Consider the following 18,360-nt stretch of genomic DNA (forward strand, 5'->3'; position numbering starts at 1 on the left):
CATGGTTAGTGAAGGTATAAAGGAGCAGATTCAGTCCGCCTATCGAAAGTATATCGCCGCCCGTAACATCAAGCCCCGCTCCGGGCAGCGGCATATGATCGCTGAGATAGCGCGTTATCTGTCCTCCATCGAACTGGACGGCGAGTTCCGCCGTAGCAACGACGCAACTACCTGTGTGGTGGAGGCCGGCACTGGCACGGGGAAAACCCTGGCCTATTTGATGGCCTCCATTCCGTTCGCGGCGGCGCTGCGCAAGAAAATCGTCATTTCCACCGCCACAGTGACCCTGCAGCAACAAGTCGTGCAGCGGGAGTTGCCGTTACTGGCGGAGCACACGGACCTTGAGTTCAAAGTAGCGCTGGCGAAGGGGCGCGGGCGTTATATTTGTCTGCATAAGCTTGATTCGTACCTGGCTGGCCAAGAGCAAGGCATTCTGCTGCTGGACGGTCCGCAGGAAAGCAGCGGGCAGGATGTAGATGCTGAAGCCTATCAGCGTTTTATGAACTGGATGGTGGACAAAGGATGGAGCGGAGACTGGGATAGCGCCCCGGAGCCTATCGAGGACGCGCTGTGGTCAACGGTGACCACGGATCATCGGCAATGCCTGAATAAGCGTTGCTCGTTCTTTACTCAGTGCGCTTACTACAAGGCCAAGATGGAGTCTGAAAAGGCGGAAATTATTGTCGCGAACCATGATCTGGTATTCGCAGATTTGGCGTTAGGCGGAGGTTTTGTTCTACCGCCGCCGGAAGAAACTATCTATATCTTCGACGAAGCTCACCACATGGCGGATAAGGCGCTGAATCATTTCGCCTTCAGCGCCGGTTTGAAATCCTCACAGAAAATGCTACGAGGACTGAGTCGCGCTTTGGTGGAAGGACAAAGCGTGTTCGCCTATGACGAGCAGATCACCAACCGGGTCAGCCCGATGGCGGCGCTGTCGCAGGAAATGCATCACCACCTCGACGCCGTCGCCCGGTTTCTGAATGAAACCATTGAGTGGGAGGAAAACGACGAGCGCGCCACTTTTCAATACCGTTATCCCATGGGTGTGATTCCTGAAGAACTGCGCAAGCTGTCAGCCGCGATGGCGGATAAGGTCGTCGAGATGAACAAGGAGCTGCAGGCGGTGCTCAAACGCCTGCGTGACCTTGCTGAGAAAGAGCAGCAGGGCGGCGCGCAACGGCAGGCGTACGATCAGGCGGTGATGGCGTTGTCTGTATACCAGTCGCAAGTGGAGAACCTTGAAGACGTCTGGCGAATCATGGGTGAGGAAGTGCAGGAAGGGCATACGCCGACAGCGCGTTGGCTGACTACCTGGGCTAAGGATTCAGACAGCGATGTGGTTGTTCACGTCAGCCCTACCAATGCGGCTCACCTGCTGCGGAAACGCTTGTGGTCACGGGCGTTTGGCTGCGTGCTGACATCGGCCACGCTTAGTGTGGCGGGGCGTTTTGATCGTCTGGCGGGGCAGGTGGGTCTGCCTGATGGGAGTATTTTTGCGATCCACCACAGTCCGTTCGACTTCAACAACAACTGTACTCTGGAGCTGTGCGACCTTGGTCGCGACCCGCAAGACTCAGAAAGCTATCTGGAAATGCTGAGTCAGGCGCTATTACGCATTATTGATGAAAAGCAGGCAACCTTGGTGCTATTCAGCGCGCGAAAACACATGCAGTTCGCCGCCCGCGCCCTGGCGGAGACTAAACTGGGGAAACTGATCATAACCCAGGATTCCGGCAACAAAGGCCAGCTGATAGATAATCACCGTTCGCGAGTGGATGAAAACAAGGGCAGTGTACTCTTTGGTCTGGCCAGTTTCGCTGAGGGACTGGACCTGCCTGGAGATTATCTCAAGCACGTCATCATTGCGAAGCTTCCTTTTGCAGTGCCTGATGATCCGGTGGAGGCGACTTATGCGGAGTGGCTGAAATCCAAGGGCGGCAATCCATTCAATCAGGTAGTGTTGCCCGACGCGATCACGCGTTTGTTGCAGGCATGTGGACGCTTGCTGCGCAGTGAGAGGGACAGCGGTAAAATCTCGATTATGGACCGTCGTTTATGGACACGCTCCTATGGACGCGTCATTCTCAAGGCATTGCCGCCATACAAAGTGGTCTCGGCGGATATTCGTCAGCCGACCGCCAGCGAATCCTAAGCTTAAAAAGAAGCTCATACATCCTTTTGTGCGGCGCCGGGGTATGGGGCTTGTTTGAAGTGCCGAAGCGGCCGGAAAAAGGGGCGGCGATTTCGAAGCTGCATTAGTCAGACATCGCCGCTAGCGCAAAACAGGAAAATAAACTTCCTGCGCTCTTAAGGAGACAAAAAAAGCAGGGACAAGCCCTGCAAGAGAATTCGAAATGAAAGGCTTTAGCGAATTCGATTCATGGGACTAGCGTAAAAAATGAGAGGGCGTAGCCGCATCGTCCATAGGGCGTAAAAAGGGAGTATCAAGTCACAACAGGCCGAGATGACGGGCCCTAGCCAGCGCTTCCGTGCGGCTCGCCGCGCCAATTTTTCCGTAGATATTGCGTATGTGCGCCTTAACTGTGGCTGGGGCCAGGAACAGACGATCCGCGATCTTTTTATTGGGAAGGCCCTCGTAAATCAGCGTCAACACCTCCATTTCCCGCTTGCTTAATTCTTCCGGTAAACCTTCCGTCTGGGGTTGCTGCGGCTCTTTTTCCCGCATTGGCGCAGCATTCTGGGGAGGTGAGGTGACGGACAGCTTTTCCAGGTAAGCCTGGCTTGTCTCGTCGATATTTAGATTGGCGTACAGCGGTCTCAGATAGGCGTCGTCCACCAGAAACATGGCGACGAAATCGTTGCTTTCACCCAGGGTCAACGCCTCGCTTATTAACTTATGTGCGGCTGCTGACTGATTTTGTCCCGCCAGGGCGGCGGCGTGCAGTAATTTGGCCTGCGCCTGATAACGGGAAGAGCAGTGGCTCTCGGCGAGGGCCTGTATAAGTTCGGCGGTTTCCTGCAAGCTGCGCCATTGCTGCTGGCGCAGATAGAGGCGGGCAAGCGCTGAGAGGTTCTCCATCGCCTCAAAAGGCGAAGACGGTATGGCAGGCTTGCTGATGATTGGCGTTGCGCTGGACTCTGCGCTTGTTATATCTCCCTTATCCAGCAGGCAATGCAGCTTTCCTGCGAGCACGGGTGGGGCGAAGGCTGCTAACTCACGATGATTTCCCGCCAGCTGCGCTAAGGCCTGCTCATAGTGGCGCAGCGCTTGTGAATGATCGCCGCAATGTCTATTGAACTCCGCCCAGGTGTAATAAGTGATTAACTTCTGTTGCGGCTCGGCGTTCTCGACGAATGGGAGCATGGGTTTGAGAAAACGCTCGGCGTGCTCAAGGTTGCCCAAGGCGCAATGGATCAGCACCAGCGAACTGTTGAGCCAACAGGAGACAATGTTTGGTTCAGGGCCGTCCTTATGATAGCTCTGCACCCAGAGTTCGGTTTGCCGGAACAGGTTGATCGCATGGAGGAACTCCCCTTTGATCTGCATGATCCATAACAGCAGCCCCAGGCTGGAAAGCACGGTGGAGAAGCGTTGTTCCAGTTTGCCCAGCGTCACTGCTTCCTTTAAAGCCGTCATGGCGTCATCCAGGCGCCCCAGGCCATAGTAATCGTTGCCAAGACCGAAATAGGCCAGAGATTTTATAGGCGCATTGATTTGCTCCAGATCCTGCAAGACAGACTGCGTCAGCGCGCTGGCGGTCTGGATGTCCTTACGGCTCCGCGCGGCGTAGGCTTCCAGCAGGCGCAACTCATGGCGCACGGTATCATCCTGCTCGGGCAGCAAAGGGTGCTTCTTCACCGCTTCCACCAGATCGGGAATGGCGGCGAACTGGTTGTCGTAAAGCAGACACCATATTTTCAGCAGCTGCAGACGCAGTGACTGGCCAAGTAGCTCTTGCGGGGCGTCATTAAGCCATTCAATGATGTAGAGGTGGTATCCCTGCCGGACCAGTTGGTTGCCGATACTCTCCAGTGTGGATTGCAGCAGGTCCCAGGCCTGAATATGCATGATCAACTGCACGGACTCCAAATAGAGTCGGCGCTCCAGGCAGGCTCGCACGACCTTGCGGCAGTGCTGTAGGTGAACTTGCGGCTGGCGCTGTCTCAAGTAGTGTAATGCGCCGTCACGGAACAACTCATGGAAACGAAACCATTGGCCAGCGTCATCCAGAGGAATCAGAAATAGATTGCGCGCTTCCAGCTCTTGCAATATCTGATGGCTGTCCTGAGCGCTTCTGACCTGATTGCATAGCGGTGCGTCAAAGCGAGGCGCGCTCGCCATTTCCAGTATGAACTCACGCAGATGAGACGGTAGATCGTCCAGTACTTCCTGAGCGACGTAGTCGTCGATTTCTCTCTTCGCCTGGGCTAACGCCTGCTCAAATTTTTCGTTCGATAAGGCTCCGTCCGCCCGTTTTAAGTCCGCTTGCGACAACAATTGCAACGCCGCCGCCCAGCCGCCGGTGGAGCCAACGACGCGAGCCGCAGCTTCAGGACTGACTTTGACGTCCAATGCGAGGGCGAATAAGTCAGCGACCTCTTGCGAGTCGAACACCAGGTCTGCGGAATAGAGCAGTTTGGCGTAGCGCTTCACCTTCCAGCGAGCGAGAGGAAATGGCGGTTCGTTGCGGGACGTGACGACCAAGGTGAAGTTCGCGGGAGCGAAGTCCACCAAATAGATCAAGCCGTCGAAAATGTCCTTGTTGGCGATGTGATGCAAGTCGTCGAGAACCAGTACAAAGTGGCGATCCTGATTCTGGTGGAGCTGGTTGATTAACGCGGTCACCAGCACTCTGGCGTTGGCGTGCGCCGTTTCCAGTAACTGCGCGCGCAGCTCCCTGGCATCCTCCAAGCCGTTACGACGCAATCCTTCCAGGACATAGCTCCAGAACGTAGAGGCGGAATTGTCCGTGGGATCGAGCGAGATCCAACTGCTAAGCGCATGATGAGTCTGCGTCCATTGCCGCGCCAAGGTGGATTTTCCAAAGCCGGCGGGCGCAACGAGACCAATAAAGCGGGCGCTGCCGGGCGCGCCGATACTGCGAAGCAGGCGCTGGCGCGTTAACAGGCTGTCGTCGAGGCGAAGCGGGAAAAGTTTGGTTTCGAGAACGATCATGCGCAGAGTGCAATCAGTATGGTCTAGAGCGGGTTTCAGTCTTTATGGAAACTGAAAACTTGTCAACTGAACTCAATTAAATCAATGAAATATGCGCGCCAAACCCCGTTAGATTCAACTCTTTAGCGGGGTAAGGGATGTACAGAGGCGTTAACTGTTGGCGTCAAGCTTCAGAAGAACGCGTATTTGACGCCGATGATCAATAACATGCTCGCCAGGGCGGGGCGCAGCACCGCCGAAGGCATCCGTTTAGCCAGGGCGGTCCCGAAATGGATCGCAGGCAGAGAGCCGATCAACAGACTGCCCAGCAGATAGTAGTCTATGTTCCCCAACTGCATGTGTCCGAGGCCGGCAATGAAGGTCAGGGGAACGGCGTGAGCGAGATCCGTACCGACGACGCGAGACGAAGACAAAGCGGGATAAAGCAGCATGAGCAGGGCTGTGCCGATAGCGCCTGCGCCGACGGAGGACAATGTCACAAACACGCCCAGGATGACGCCCATAAATACGGTGACTCCGGCGCGTCGCTCGTCGCTCATGACAGTCGCCCCGGAGCTGGCGCGCAGCAAGCGGTCCTTAAACAGAAGCACAGCGGCGGTGACGATCAGCATCAATCCCAGGCTGGTGGTCAACAGGTGTTTATACGCTTCCGGGTGAGGGAAATAGTGCGCGAGAATTTGCGTCGTTACGATAGAGGCGGGAATACTGCCGGCGCCCAAGGTGGCCGCCAGCCTCCAATTTACGGTGCCGCTGCGGGCGTGAGTGACCACGCCGCCAGATTTGGTGATAGCGGCGTAGAGCAGATCGGTGCCGATCGCCGTGTGCGCGGGAAAGCCGAATAGAATCAGTAGAGGCGTCATCAATGAACCGCCGCCGACGCCTGTTAAACCGACCAAAAAGCCAACGCCGGCCCCGGCGACAATATATAAAAGAATTTCCATAAAGATGGTCTAAACTAACAAATGCGTAATAAGCCAAGAATTATTTGGCCAATCTAGCTAGATTTATCTATTCTTAAAAAGAATATTTATTTATATTTTTATCTCCAATTATAATAACGCCGGGCTGCAAGGAGACCATTCAATGAAACTGCAACAGCTGAGGTACATATGGGAAGTCGCCCATCATGACCTCAACGTGTCCGCCACCGCTCAGAGTCTTTACACCTCACAACCCGGCATCAGCAAACAAATCCGTCTGTTGGAGGACGAGTTGGGCGTGGAGATCTTCTCCCGCAGCGGCAAACATCTGACCAGGGTGACGCCGGCGGGAGAGACCATCATTAAAGTCGCCGGTGAGATTTTGCGTAAGGTCGACGGCATCAAGCAGATCGCGCAGGAGTTCAGCAATCAACGCAAAGGCGACCTGAGTATCGCCACCACCCATACGCAGGCGCGTTACGCACTGCCGTCCATTATTCGCAGTTTTATTCAGGAGTATCCTGAAGTGTCTTTACACATGCATCAGGGGACGCCCATGCAGATTGCGGAAATGGCGGCGGATGGCACTGTGGATTTCGCCATCGCGACAGAGGCGTTGGAGCATTTCTCCGATCTGATCATGATCCCCTGCTACCGGTGGAACCGATGCGTAGTGGTTCCGAAAAATCATCCTCTGGCGGAGAAGAAGAAGCTCGAAATTGAAGATGTGGCGGCTTTTCCCATTGTGACGTATGTTTTTGGGTTTACGGGGCGCTCCAAACTGGATGAAGCGTTCAGTGAAAAGGGACTGACGCCGAAAGTGGTGTTTACGGCGGCGGACGCAGACGTCATTAAGACCTATGTCAGACTAGGGCTGGGTGTGGGCATTATCGCCCGCATGGCGTATGACCCGGTAGCGGACTCTGATTTGGTGGCCTTGGACGCTAGTAAACTGTTTCGTCCCAGCACGACGAAAATCGGGTTTCGGCGCGGCACTTTCATTCGTGGTTACATGTACGAATTTATCCAGCGCTTTGCGCCTCACCTGACCAGAGACTTGGTGGATCAGGCGTCACAGAAGACTTCTAAAGCAGAAATCGAAGAGCTTTTCGATAGTATCAGCCTGCCCACGTATTAAACGTCAGGGTGGGCAGGCGGCGGGCTTCAGCGCTTGAGGTTGCCTGCATGCAGTCCACACTCTTTGATAGTGGACTCTTCCCACCACCATCGTCCTTCACGCTCATGCTGATTAGGCAGCACTGGTCGCGTGCAGGGTTCGCAGCCGATGCTGATGAATCCTTTGGCGTGTAATTCATTGTAGGGAACATCGAACATACGGATGTAGTTCCATACATCCTGCGACGTCCAGTTCGCCAATGGGTTGAACTTAATCAAAGGACGATCGGGGGCGCTAAATGCGGAGTCTTCCTCAATCAGCGCCACATTGTTACGCGTGCTGGGGCTTTGGTCTTTTCTTTGTCCGGTGACCCAGGCGTCGACTGTCGCAAGCTTACGGCGTAGTGGCTCCACCTTGCGGATGCCGCAACACTCGGAATGACCGTCTTTATAAAAGCTGAATAGCCCTTTTTCCTTTACCAGGCGTTGTACGTCTTCCGCATCAGGCGAAAGCGCTTCAATTTGCAGGTTATAGTGATCCCGTACTTTCTCGATAAATCGATAGGTTTCCGGGTGCAGGCGACCTGTGTCCAGCGTAAATACCTGGATGTTCTTTTTCAGCTTGCTGGCGATTTCGATCAGGACGACATCTTCCGCGCCGCTGAATGAAATTGCGATATTGTCGTAAAGCTCCAGGGCTTTACGTATGACTTCCTTGGGACTCCACTCTTCCATCTCCCTGGCGAGCTCCTTTACAACAGATTTGGGTGTCATCACCTGGCGCCTTGTAGCAGAGAAATTAAACGCCTGTAGGCTAACAAATTGTTGATAGTGCTAAAAATAATAAAGACTTATATCTAAAGAACAAAAACAAAGACCAACGCGCAGTGTTCTGGCGAACTAAAAACAGGGTGGCGGAGGTGGGCGGACAAAAAAGAGGAGGCCGGAAGGCCTCCCAATATTTGATTCTAAGCTGTTGACACAACAGGTATGTGTCACTACGAGAGAAAGTGTAGACCAAGAACAAAATAATGCCTCATGAAAACAGTCGACTTTATCCCGTCACGCCAATAATCCGGCCTCTCGTGGATGCGTCCGTCCGACGTGAAACCGGGCCTGTTATGCGCAGTCAGTAATAGGAAGCTATTTGTTGGCTGGAGCTATAATGCTGCTCCCTAAGGCGAGTATGAAACGTAGGTCAGATGGAGTGAAAGTTGAGGGCCGAGTCATTCATGGAAGGCCAAAAAAGAAAAAAGGAGGCGTTCGGGGCCTCCTAATTCTGTCGGTGGCTGCTTCTGCAAGGGTTTATCACCACCGTAAATTCAGTATAGACCAATTGGATTAGGTGTGTCTCTATGTATGACTGTAAAGACTTGTAACCGAAACGATGGAGTTAAAATCGGGGCTTAAATAAAGGTAGCAATATGCCTGCAGCCGGGACGATTTGCTGTGACCAGCCAAACGCATTATCAACTAATTTGGCGTTTCGTTCGGTGAGAATTGCGCAGATCAGTTTGATTCGAATGATGGGGAGCGGAAAGCAGTTGGCCAGCTAAACGAAGGGGGGATGCGTTACTGAGACATCATGGAACAGCCCCGGACTATGAACCGGGGCATAGCTAATGATACGAGGTTAGAGGTAACTAAATAATTTGATTCGCCAGCACCAGCGTTAGAGTTAATCCTAACGCATTAAACGCAACCAAGCCGGCAAGCTTCTTTGTGCTGATGTACATCAGACTCTCCTCTCATAGTTTTATCTTGTTATTTTTTTCGTAAACTTTTGTGAAATCTTGTTTACATCTTTAGTCGATTTTAGCTTTATTCATCAAATATGCAACCCCTTGCTAAACCCTTATGATTAAGGCGTTTTTTTCAAGGAGCGCAGCACTGGCCTGGGCTGCTGCGGGGTGCGGCGTCACGCTTTAAAAGAGCGGCGTAGAGGTTTGTCTCTGCAGCTTTTAAGTGAATAAAGATGAAAGGAGTGAGTCGTGGAATTAGCGTGTCTGGATTTGGAAGGAGTGTTGATACCCGAGATATGGATCGCCTTCGCCGAAAAAACCGGGATAAAAGCATTGCGTGAGACGACCCGGGATATCCCGGACTACGATGTGCTGATGAAGCAGCGTTTGAAAATCCTGGATGAGCATGGCTATGGGCTACCGGATATACAGGCTGTTATCGCCACACTGGAACCGCTTCCTGGGGCGCATGAGTTTGTCGCCTGGCTGCGCCGTCGATTCCAGGTGGTGATTTTGTCCGATACCTTTTATGAATTCGCCATGCCATTAATGGAGAAACTGGGCTGGCCGACATTGTTATGCCATCGCCTGGAGACTGACGGGAGCGGTAAAGTGACGAACTATTTGCTGCGTCAACAAGATCCCAAAAGGATGGCGGTGCGGGCGTTTCATGGCTTGAATTATCGTGTCATTGCAGCGGGGGATTCCTACAACGACACCACTATGCTGGCGGAAGCGGACGCCGGTATTCTGTTTAAAGCCCCGGATCAGGTTATTTCTGAATTTCCGCAGTATCCGGCGGTGCATACCTACGACGAATTGCGTACGGAGTTTATAAAAGCCAGCCGCCAGGTTTCGGACTAGACTTCGTCTTTTCCGGGCAGATCTCCGCCAAGCGCCTCTACAATATGTCTTATTTTCACAACAGACTCATTGTATTCAGCAAGACAGTTGGAATCCGCCACGATGCCGCCGCCGCCCCATACGTGCATGTCGCCTTGTTGGCAGGTCATGGTGCGGATGGCGATATTGCTGTCCATACGCCCGTCATTGGATAGATAAAATACACTGCCGCAGTAAACGCTGCGCGCATACCCTTCCAGCTCATCAATGATCTCCATGGCCCGCTTTTTTGGGGCGCCTGTAATCGATCCTCCCGGCGAGCAGGATATCAAGGCGGCGAAGGGGGACACGTCATCACGGAGGACAGAGGTTACCGTGCTGACCAAGTGATGGACATTGCTATAGGTTTCCAGAGCGCAGAGCTTTTCTACTTTGACGCTGCCGGTCGTTGATATCTTACCCAGGTCATTACGCAATAAGTCTACAATCATCACATTTTCGGCGCGGTCCTTAGGGCTGGAAGTCAGATCTTCAATTTGACGAGAGTCTTCAGCGGGATTCGGGCCTCGTGGACGGGTGCCTTTGATGGGCTTGGTGACGACATTGCGCCCCTCAATCGTAAGAAACTTCTCTGGGGAAAAGCACAGCAGGTCGCCTTGGCCACTGCGGAAAAAGGCGGAATAGGGCGCCTTCGCCGCCTGTCTGACTTTAATGTATGCGTCCAACGGGTCGCCTGAGTAAGCGCCGGAAAAGCGTTGCGTCAGGTTTATCTGATAACAGTCTCCGGCGAGAATATATTCTTTGATTCTGGCGAATTCGTTCGCGTACTGCTCGTAGTTCCAGTCTGGAGAAATAGCGCGGGTGACGCTGAAGGGCGCTGCGGTGGGGCGTTCTTCCAGCAGTAGCGCCTGAAAGTCTGGTCCGCCGACGCCAGTGATGGCCTTTTTATCGTGTTCCACCACCAAATAATGGTCATAAGCGCCGACGCAGACGGAAGGAAAACCGGATTGTTGGCGCCAATGGCGGTCTCCAAGTAATTGATTACGTCCAAACTCATAACTGATGAACCCAATCAGGCCGCCTTGAAAACAAGGCGAGGGAAGAGGTTGGCGAGATTGTTGCGCGAGCGCCAGTAAGTCGGTGTAAGCAATCGGCGTCTCCGGCTTGTCGCGGCGACTGAGAAAGAGGGAGTCCCCTTTGCTGTTCGTCATCCACTCCGGATCGCAGGCGATTATTTCGAAAGCGCGTCCTTCTTGAGTTTGAGCGTCCAGCCAGCAGAATCCTGGGCGTGAAGATAACAGGTGAATGACGGCGTTATAGTCTGCGTAGGGAATGGTGAAAACTGACATCAACAAATATTGGCCTGGTTAAAAAGCGCCCCTTTTGGCGCCCGATAAGCGCCACTGGCTCATTAATCCGACATTCTACTCCTCCGGCTACCAACTTTCAGGCAGTCGCACGGCGGCGTTTCTCGGTCGGATTTCTTATTGTCATACGTCTATTGGTTTGAGTGGTCTCAAAAGACTGCGGAATTGTAGTGTTAGCGAGCGCATATTTGAAGTTGCTCACGCTTTTAAGTCCCAAACGATGCGCCTTCTATTCTCTAAGACAACCGGATTCCGTTTTTTAGCTGAGTTTTAAGTGAAGAGGGGATTCAACATCGTTTTCCTGTTGGGAGGCGCTTTTGCGGGGGCTTTGCCGGGCCGTATATAGGCCGGATGGCCAAATAGTGTCTACCTGTTAACACTTCTTAACAAACTCCGGGATTTGTGTGAATACATTCACAGATTCAACGGTTACACGGCCATACACTGAGCCCGTGATTGTGAAACACAAATCAAACAAAAACGAAACGTTTCACAGTGCTCAGGCGGTTGTAATTAGACGCTAATAGTTTGTTTTTAAATGGAATTTTAGATGCGTATTAACAATATGGAAACTGTGAGAGTAATCACAGAAAACCAATGAAGCGTAAACTAAATTAACAATCGCTCAGAATTATTCGGTCAGTTGTCGAACAATTTGTTGGATTGTTGACCGGTAATCTGAAGCTCACGAGAGTTTCCTGAAATTAAAAAAATAAACATTAGGAGAATTATAATGAAAGGCCTGAAAAAATTAGTTTTAGTATCTGCTATCGCTGCTGCTCCACTGGCGGCTCAAGCTGAACTGAAAGCAGTTGACGATGCTGTACTGGCGGACGTTTCTGGTCAAAGCGGATTGGTCATCGAAGCCGGCTTCGGTTCTTTGACTTACTCAGATATCGCTGTTATCGCTGACAGCGACTGGGATACTGACGCAGGCATCCACATCGACGCGTTCAAATGGGAAGTTGACGTAGAAGCATGGGATTCCGCTTCTAACGCTACTCTGGGCGCTTCCACTGGCGCGCTGGGCGGCTTCATCGCAAAAGACATCTCCATCAACGGTAGTGTCGACGTCACTATCGATGCTCTGGCTGACGCAGCCACTCTGGGCACCACCAACCTGGGCGGTATCGGCATCACCTTCGCTAACTCCGACATCAACATGCGCGTAGGCGACATGGGTGTTTACCTGAACCAGACTGGTCTGGGTCAAGTTAACAGCATGGGCGCTGTTGAAATCATCGGTATGAACCTGGACGGCCTTGAGCTGGTTGTTCACGGTAACTAATATCGGGCGGGCCTGAGAGCCAGCCGATTGATGATGGAAAGGCATCGTTCCAGATGCCTTTTCTTGTGAGTTTCTCTTAAGTATCTATTTGTTCTGCAGTAATTAAATCATCCTTTCTAATACAGACGGCTCTCGCAACGGTCTCCTTGGGCTTAGCGTCGCGTCTGTCCTGTGCGGAGCGCAAGCTCGGCGTATTCGCAGTAACAAAGGCTCTAGAGAAGTAAGAGTGTGGAGGGGAGTATGAAGAAGACTGTGTTTGTTTGCGCAGCAATGTTCTCCACGGCAGTAATGGCCGAACTAAAACCGATCAACGATCAGCAACTGAGTGAAGTGGTGGGGCAGGCGGCCCCTGTTATCGAAATCAACGGCCAGGTCACTTACGAGGCGATCGCCTACACTAATCCCGACGGGGTGCGGGAGGTGATTTATCCTGGCCAGACGTCAAGCGACGGAGCGGTTCACGATGATAATGTTTCTTTGCAGGGCATGACTTTTGGAACGCCGCGCACAGGAACGATTGTCGACCTGTTTACAGCCGTTTTACCTTTGCGTTACGGCCAGATCGACACCAACGGAGATGGCGTTGAGGATCGTGGTGCGGCGATATTCAGCTTTCAACCCAATGTAGGACTTGGCACGGGGTTTATGCCGCTGGATATTCAGCAGAGCGATACCTCTGTGAACATCGATGATCAGGTTTTTCTTACCAAGCAGGGGCTGGTGATTCTCAACGCCCCGATCAATACGGATGTTATTAATGTCGGCGCAGATGCGTATAAGTTGACGCCGATAAAGATGTTCTGAAAACGCCTGTTTGCGTTTGGCCGAAAGTGAGCTGTAGCCCGGCATTGCCTCTCTTGCTATAAGGCCCAAACGAGAAAAGCTCACTGGGGGGTGAGCTTATAGGCGCTTATTGCTGCGGCATGGTCAGCGTCAGGTCGAACCCGCCACTGTCCCGAGGAACCAAATCAATCATGCCGCCCTGAATCCGCTCTGGGATGATGATGTTGTCCACCCCGGGCAAGTTGTTGCCAATTGTGATTGTCAATTGTTGGCCATTAGACTGCAGATTCAACTGATCTCCATAGGGGAGCTGCGCCATATCCGGATTGAGAGGCGACAGAATTTGTTGAAACGTGAAAGCGCCATCCGGAATCACGAGGTCTGGGTGAGGTAGCGGACGTACGCTCAGCGCAGCCAGCTCCGGTTGCGTATAGGGAATAAACGCCAGTTCCCGAATCACTTGCGCGGCGGCTTCAGATGAGTCTTTAAACTGTTGTTGGTCCACTGTCAGCGCAGTATTCAACTCCGTCTGCTCCTCCGCTTCTGTCTTCACGGGCTCGCCGGGACCGATGGTGTAGGTGACGACTCGCTTTTTCTCAGGCTTCTTGGGGGCTGGAGTGACAATAATGGTGGAATCTTTGATGTAAGTGTCGGTCAACTCGCCGCTGGTCATTGATTTGACTTCCGCGCGAGCGGTCAGAACGAGGCCGGTAGCGGCCAATCCGAGCAAAATCCTTGAGTAGTTCATAGCAGCGCCGTGTTTTACAATTTCGTGTTAAACGTAAATTTTCCAACAACTGATCGCCTAGCGCCGAAGAAACTGCTTGGAGAAAAAATAATTGCGTTCGGCCACAAGCGTTTAGGTGGAATCCAGTTTTACTGCGTATACTTACATTTTCAACCGATTGATTCGCAAAAGCCACTGTATCGCGCGAATTTTGATTAATTTTTGTAAGCCTGTTTATCACTTGGCGTACAAAAGACAAGGACAGCAGTGAAGTAGTAGTTTTATGACAAGCGGCATCAGACAAAAATCAGGCGGTCGCATCGGCGGTAAGCTGGGACGTCGCATCGATAAGTGGGTGGAGAAGCGGCTGCCGTCGGTAGAGGAAGTGACTCTGTCACATCGGGCCATCTTTGTATTGCCTACGCGGTGGGGCGTCGGCTTTGTAATGTTGGCGGGGCTGATTCTGCTCACCGGAATCAATTATCAAAACTCCATGATCCTGGCGGTGGGTTTTTTCCTGATTTCCATCTTCGTGGTCAATATTTTAATCGCCTACCGAAACTTGTCTGGCCAGACCATCCGATTTCACCGCGCAGCGCCTTGTTTCGCCGGGGAGCTGGCTGGATTCGAATTTCTGGCGACGGCCTCTGAGCATGGCGTGGCCGCGATGCAAGTGGGATGGACGCCTGACAGCTATGTCACGCTGGATTGTGATAAGAACGAACAGCGCCGCGCAGTGATCGAATATCGCTGCCATAAACGGGGATGGCTGTCCCCGGGACGGATGCTAATTACTTCCACCTACCCGATGGGGCTGATTCGCGCCTGGTCCTGGCAGGACTTGAACGCCAGAGCGTTGGTCTACCCCGGGCCCGCCCAGCAGCCACAGTTCAAATGGAGCTCTTCTTTGGCGGAAGGTGAGGGGCAGGGCGATGCGCGCATCGCGGGACAGGAGGATTTTGCGGGACTGCGTACTTATGTCCCTGGCGAGCCATTAACGCGTATTGCGTGGAAAAAGTACGCGCAGCAAGGAGAGTTTTTCAGCAAAGAATTCAGTCAACCAGAGCTGGACCCGGACTGGATCGATTTTGACGCATACCAGGGAGTGGAGACAGAGTTGCGCCTGTCCATATTATGCGCTCAGGTACTGGAACTGGAGCAAAAGGGGACGCCCTATGGATTGCGCATGCCGGGATGGGCGTGTGGGCCTAGTTCGGGTCTGGAACATCGCAATAAATGTCTGACTGCGTTGGCGAAGTACCCTGATCATGTTTAAACGAAGCTTCGATGAATCGCCCGCCCTGGATACACGAGCGCTGGTGTGGATGGTGATCTCGCTGGCGGCGGCTGCGGGCGCCCATTGGAATCATGTGCCTGTATGGCTGCTTGGTTTCGCCTGTGTGTCCGTATTCTGGCGCACCCGAGTGTATCAGGGGAAATGGCCCGCACCTTCGACCTGGGTGAAGGGAGGTGTGATGCTGGCGACCTCTGTGGCGTATGTGTTTTCTACGCAAGCGCAATTCACGGTGGAGACCGCTGTCGGCTTTTTTGTGTTGGCGTATGCGCTTAAATTACTAGAGCTGAATCAGCGCCGCGATGCATTTTTGTTCAGCTTCATGACCTTGTTTTTACTCTGTCTTGGGTTTCTGTTCAGTCAGTCCCTGTTCGTCAGTCTTTATATTCTCGTAGCGATGGGGTTGAGCTTTGCGGCGCTGATGGCGGTTAATCAGTCGCTGAAATCCCGTTCCATTGGCTCCACGTTCAAGGGGGTTTATGGGGCAATGGCCGTCTCATTGCCTCTCTTGGTAGTGATGTATCTGTTCTTTCCACGATTTGGTCCCTTGTGGGCGATGCCTTTGAAGAGCTCTACAGCCTTTACCGGGCTTGATGAGACCATGTCGCCTGGAGATGTGGCGAATCTGGCTCAGTCTGGAGAGAGGGCGTTCCGGGTTGTGTTCAATGGAGCGCGACCAGAATATCGGGATTTATACTGGCGTGCGTTGATACTTGACCGCTACGACGGAACGAGCTGGAAGCGTTCACTCGGTCAGACCAACCGCGATCGGCAAGGCGCAGTCCGCCCTGGCGCGAGGACGCAAATCGAGCGGTGGGATTATGAAGTATTGCTGGAGCCGCATAATCGGGAATGGGGGTTTGCCCTGGATGACGCCAGAGTGGCGCGAGGCGCGCCCTTTTCAACGCCAGATCAACTGGTGAGATTCATGAGGGATGTGAAGTCTCCCGAGTGGTATCGCCTCATTAATCAGGCGGAGGAATATAGAGAAAGCGACCAAGGTTTCACTCGCTTCAGCAACTTGCCGCAGGGCTCGAACCCACGCACGGCGGAATGGGCCCGGCAATTGCGAGAAACGTCGCCAGACGACGCAACCTTTATAAAAACTGTGCTGACGCGTTTCAATGAGGAGCCGTACGCCTATACCCTGTCGCCGCCGCTGCTGACCTCGCAGAATAGGATAGATGAGTTTTTCTTCGACACGCGCCGTGGCTTTTGCGAGCATTACGCCAGTGCAATGGCGTTCATTTTGCGTGCGGCGAATATTCCTTCGCGGGTGCTGGCCGGTTATCAGGGCGGCGAGTGGAACGAGCAGGGTGGCTTTCTGGTGGTGCATCAGTATGATGCCCATGCTTGGGTGGAAGCATGGCTGCCTGAGCGGGGCTGGGTGCGTGTTGATCCAACGGCGGCGGTGGCGCCGCAACGCGTAGAGTCGGGCATCAGGGACGCCGTCGCGGCAGAAGGCACGTTCCTGCAAAATACGCCGCTGTCCCTGGCCAGATATAACCATATCGGTATCTTCGCCTGGATGACCAACAATCTGGAATACATGAATTACATGTGGCAGAAATGGGTCGTCAATTATGATCAGGAGAAACAGAGCAGCTTTTTCAAACGCTGGTTTGGCGACAGCGACATGAAGACGATGCTCATGCTGCTCGCAGGCCTCTCTGTAGCGGTATTTCTCGTTCTCTCGCTATTGACGCTTAAAGCCGAGTGGCGTCGCAACAAGGGCGATCCCATGGTGCGCCTATATCGATCCTTGTTGGACAGGATGCATAAAAAGGGGCTGGCGCTGGACACGGGGCTTACCCCAGGGCAGGCAATGATGCTGGCGGTGAAGAAGTGGCCGCGTCAGCGTCAACAACTGCAACGAATCTTTGGGGAGTTCGAGCGCAATCTTTACATGGAAGATACGGGCGGCGAGCGGGAAAAAGTGCGTCGCCTGAGGCGGGATATCAAGCAACTGGCGTTGACTCCCTGAATTTTCGGAGGCAGCGTCGAAAGCCGGCAATGCTGATCACAAAAACAGACTTTCACGAATTAGAGTACAGATGTCCGACTTGACGGAAATTACACTGGAACAGCTACCCTGGCTCAGCAAAACCTGGCGCGACTGGGTGGGACTTGCGCATAACGATAAAGTGCCCTCCGCCATCCTGGTGGCGGGACAGAGTGGCGTTGGAAAAAATCGCCTGACTTCCGAATACGCCAAATTTTTACTGTGCGAACAGGCTCCGCGTCTTGAACGCCCCTGCTGCGACTGCCGCTCCTGCAAGCTGGTGGAGGCCGGGACGCATCCAGATTTGCAATGGGTCGCCCCGGAAGACGGCGCCAAAGCCATAAAGGTTGACCAAGTGCGTGGGTTGGGCGACTTCATTTACGCTAAACCACAGATATCCCGTCGACGGATATGTGTGCTGACCCCGGCGGAAGCGATGAACGCCTATTCCGCCAACGCCATCCTGAAAACCCTGGAAGAGCCGCCCGCAAGCGCAGTCATTCTGTTGGTTTCCCAGCAAATAAGCCTGCTGTTGCCTACGATTCGCAGTCGCTGCCAGATATATACGCTGGCTGCGCCGGAGAGGGAGGCTGTGGTGGACTGGCTGACTCGCCTGGAAGTGCCCGCAGAGCGCGCCTATAGTTTGACGGAAAGCGCTGGCGGTCGTCCTTTAACGGCTTTGGCCTGGCACAGTCAGGATATACTGGAGCTGCGGGCGGAAGTATTGTCCGAGTGGCGAAACTATCTGGAAGGGCGCGTGGACGCGTTCACTCTGGCGGAAATCTGGAGCAAGCTTGATATTGAGCGACTGGCGGATTGGCTCGCCCTGTGGCTGAAGCAGTTACTGACGGCTTCGCAGACAGGCGGCAGCGATAGCGTTGACGCAACTTTGGCGAGCGTTGGCGCGCGTTTGGACACGCAACAGCTGGTTGTTCTTTATGCCGAGCTTATAGAGATAAAACGCTCTCTGGTGGAACAACGCAACCTGAACCCGCAGCTGATGCTGGAAAGCTGGCTGCTGGCCAACAAGCGTGTGCGCAAGCGCAAGAAGTAGTGTCTCCGCCCGCCAGGTTCGTCAATGGTAACGTCAGCGAGCACGCGCCCCTGCGACTGGGGCGTTATATGCTCCCTTAGG

13 protein-coding genes are annotated in these 18,360 nt (G+C 53.3%); 8 read left to right on the plus strand and 5 right to left on the minus strand.

Features of this window, described 5'->3' with window-relative positions:
* Position 1 precedes the first annotated feature (1 nt).
* On the plus strand, positions 2-2,158 hold the full coding sequence (gene dinG / locus AC2IBB_RS13895; RefSeq protein WP_486333432.1) for an ATP-dependent DNA helicase DinG: 2,157 nt from the start codon (positions 2-4) through the stop codon (positions 2,156-2,158).
* Between the two features lie 297 nt (positions 2,159-2,455).
* Here dinG and AC2IBB_RS13900 read toward each other — a convergent pair whose 3' ends face one another.
* The gene (locus tag AC2IBB_RS13900; protein ID WP_486333433.1) at positions 2,456-5,143 is read right to left on the minus strand and encodes a winged helix-turn-helix domain-containing protein; all 2,688 of its coding nucleotides are present in this window, start codon (positions 5,141-5,143) and stop codon (positions 2,456-2,458) included.
* A 170-nt stretch (positions 5,144-5,313) separates the two neighbouring features.
* Positions 5,314-6,084: a sulfite exporter TauE/SafE family protein gene (locus tag AC2IBB_RS13905; protein WP_486333434.1), complete on the minus strand. Its 771-nt coding sequence runs from the start codon at positions 6,082-6,084 to the stop codon at positions 5,314-5,316.
* 142 nt (positions 6,085-6,226) lie between these two features.
* Here AC2IBB_RS13905 and cysB point away from each other — a divergent pair, with 142 nt between their 5' ends.
* Positions 6,227-7,201 (plus strand): HTH-type transcriptional regulator CysB, encoded by a 975-nt coding sequence (cysB, locus tag AC2IBB_RS13910; protein ID WP_486333435.1) that lies wholly within the window; start codon positions 6,227-6,229, stop codon positions 7,199-7,201.
* Between the two features lie 26 nt (positions 7,202-7,227).
* Here the strand turns inward: cysB and AC2IBB_RS13915 are convergent, their stop codons facing one another.
* Positions 7,228-7,953 (minus strand): phosphoadenylyl-sulfate reductase, encoded by a 726-nt coding sequence (locus AC2IBB_RS13915; RefSeq protein ID WP_486333436.1) that lies wholly within the window; start codon positions 7,951-7,953, stop codon positions 7,228-7,230.
* 1,217 nt (positions 7,954-9,170) lie between these two features.
* Between AC2IBB_RS13915 and thrH the strand changes: the two genes are divergently transcribed.
* Positions 9,171-9,785, plus strand: coding sequence for a bifunctional phosphoserine phosphatase/homoserine phosphotransferase ThrH (gene thrH, locus AC2IBB_RS13920; protein WP_486333437.1), 615 nt, complete (start codon positions 9,171-9,173; stop codon positions 9,783-9,785).
* Here thrH and pabB read toward each other — a convergent pair.
* A complete protein-coding gene (pabB, locus tag AC2IBB_RS13925) occupies positions 9,782-11,113 on the minus strand; it encodes an aminodeoxychorismate synthase component I (protein WP_486333438.1) in 1,332 nt (443 codons plus the stop codon). The genes thrH and pabB overlap by 4 nt on opposite strands.
* 751 nt (positions 11,114-11,864) lie before the next feature.
* Here pabB and AC2IBB_RS13930 point away from each other — a divergent pair.
* Positions 11,865-12,419: a DUF6160 family protein gene (locus AC2IBB_RS13930; protein ID WP_127971576.1), complete on the plus strand. Its 555-nt coding sequence runs from the start codon at positions 11,865-11,867 to the stop codon at positions 12,417-12,419.
* Between the two features lie 240 nt (positions 12,420-12,659).
* Complete coding sequence (locus tag AC2IBB_RS13935; RefSeq protein ID WP_486333439.1) at positions 12,660-13,223, plus strand: DUF6160 family protein; 564 nt, start codon at positions 12,660-12,662, stop codon at positions 13,221-13,223.
* Positions 13,224-13,329: 106 nt separating this feature from the next.
* On the opposite strand, the gene AC2IBB_RS13940 is transcribed toward AC2IBB_RS13935, so the two are convergent.
* A complete protein-coding gene (locus AC2IBB_RS13940; protein WP_486333440.1) occupies positions 13,330-13,950 on the minus strand; it encodes a hypothetical protein in 621 nt (206 codons plus the stop codon).
* 262 nt (positions 13,951-14,212) lie between these two features.
* Here AC2IBB_RS13940 and AC2IBB_RS13945 point away from each other — a divergent pair, with 262 nt between their 5' ends.
* The 3 genes from AC2IBB_RS13945 to holB all read left to right on the plus strand — a co-directional run bounded on the left by AC2IBB_RS13945 (position 14,213) and on the right by holB (position 18,279).
* Positions 14,213-15,205, plus strand: coding sequence for a DUF58 domain-containing protein (locus tag AC2IBB_RS13945; RefSeq protein ID WP_486333441.1), 993 nt, complete (start codon positions 14,213-14,215; stop codon positions 15,203-15,205).
* The gene (locus AC2IBB_RS13950; protein WP_486333442.1) at positions 15,198-17,207 is read left to right on the plus strand and encodes a transglutaminase TgpA family protein; all 2,010 of its coding nucleotides are present in this window, start codon (positions 15,198-15,200) and stop codon (positions 17,205-17,207) included. Before AC2IBB_RS13945 ends, AC2IBB_RS13950 begins: the two co-directional genes overlap by 8 nt.
* Positions 17,208-17,277: 70 nt before the next feature.
* Complete coding sequence (holB, locus tag AC2IBB_RS13955) at positions 17,278-18,279, plus strand: DNA polymerase III subunit delta' (RefSeq protein WP_486333443.1); 1,002 nt, start codon at positions 17,278-17,280, stop codon at positions 18,277-18,279.
* Positions 18,280-18,360: the final 81 nt, after the last annotated feature.

The sequence above is a fragment of the Hahella sp. NS-SX17 genome (assembly GCF_057367735.1).

What these genes read in the sequence shown, in the direction of transcription:
- AC2IBB_RS13900 (WP_486333433.1), bottom strand. Translation starts at nt 5,143, where the DNA reads ATGATCGTTCTCGAAACCAAACTTTTCCCGCTTCGCCTCGACGACAGC.
- AC2IBB_RS13950 (WP_486333442.1), top strand. Translation starts at nt 15,198, where the DNA reads ATGTTTAAACGAAGCTTCGATGAATCGCCCGCCCTGGATACACGAGCG.
- dinG (WP_486333432.1), top strand. Translation starts at nt 2, where the DNA reads ATGGTTAGTGAAGGTATAAAGGAGCAGATTCAGTCCGCCTATCGAAAG.
- AC2IBB_RS13940 (WP_486333440.1), bottom strand. Translation starts at nt 13,950, where the DNA reads ATGAACTACTCAAGGATTTTGCTCGGATTGGCCGCTACCGGCCTCGTT.
- pabB (WP_486333438.1), bottom strand. Translation starts at nt 11,113, where the DNA reads ATGTCAGTTTTCACCATTCCCTACGCAGACTATAACGCCGTCATTCAC.
- AC2IBB_RS13945 (WP_486333441.1), top strand. Translation starts at nt 14,213, where the DNA reads ATGACAAGCGGCATCAGACAAAAATCAGGCGGTCGCATCGGCGGTAAG.
- cysB (WP_486333435.1), top strand. Translation starts at nt 6,227, where the DNA reads ATGAAACTGCAACAGCTGAGGTACATATGGGAAGTCGCCCATCATGAC.
- AC2IBB_RS13915 (WP_486333436.1), bottom strand. Translation starts at nt 7,953, where the DNA reads ATGACACCCAAATCTGTTGTAAAGGAGCTCGCCAGGGAGATGGAAGAG.
- AC2IBB_RS13930 (WP_127971576.1), top strand. Translation starts at nt 11,865, where the DNA reads ATGAAAGGCCTGAAAAAATTAGTTTTAGTATCTGCTATCGCTGCTGCT.
- AC2IBB_RS13905 (WP_486333434.1), bottom strand. Translation starts at nt 6,084, where the DNA reads ATGGAAATTCTTTTATATATTGTCGCCGGGGCCGGCGTTGGCTTTTTG.
- AC2IBB_RS13935 (WP_486333439.1), top strand. Translation starts at nt 12,660, where the DNA reads ATGAAGAAGACTGTGTTTGTTTGCGCAGCAATGTTCTCCACGGCAGTA.
- holB (WP_486333443.1), top strand. Translation starts at nt 17,278, where the DNA reads ATGTCCGACTTGACGGAAATTACACTGGAACAGCTACCCTGGCTCAGC.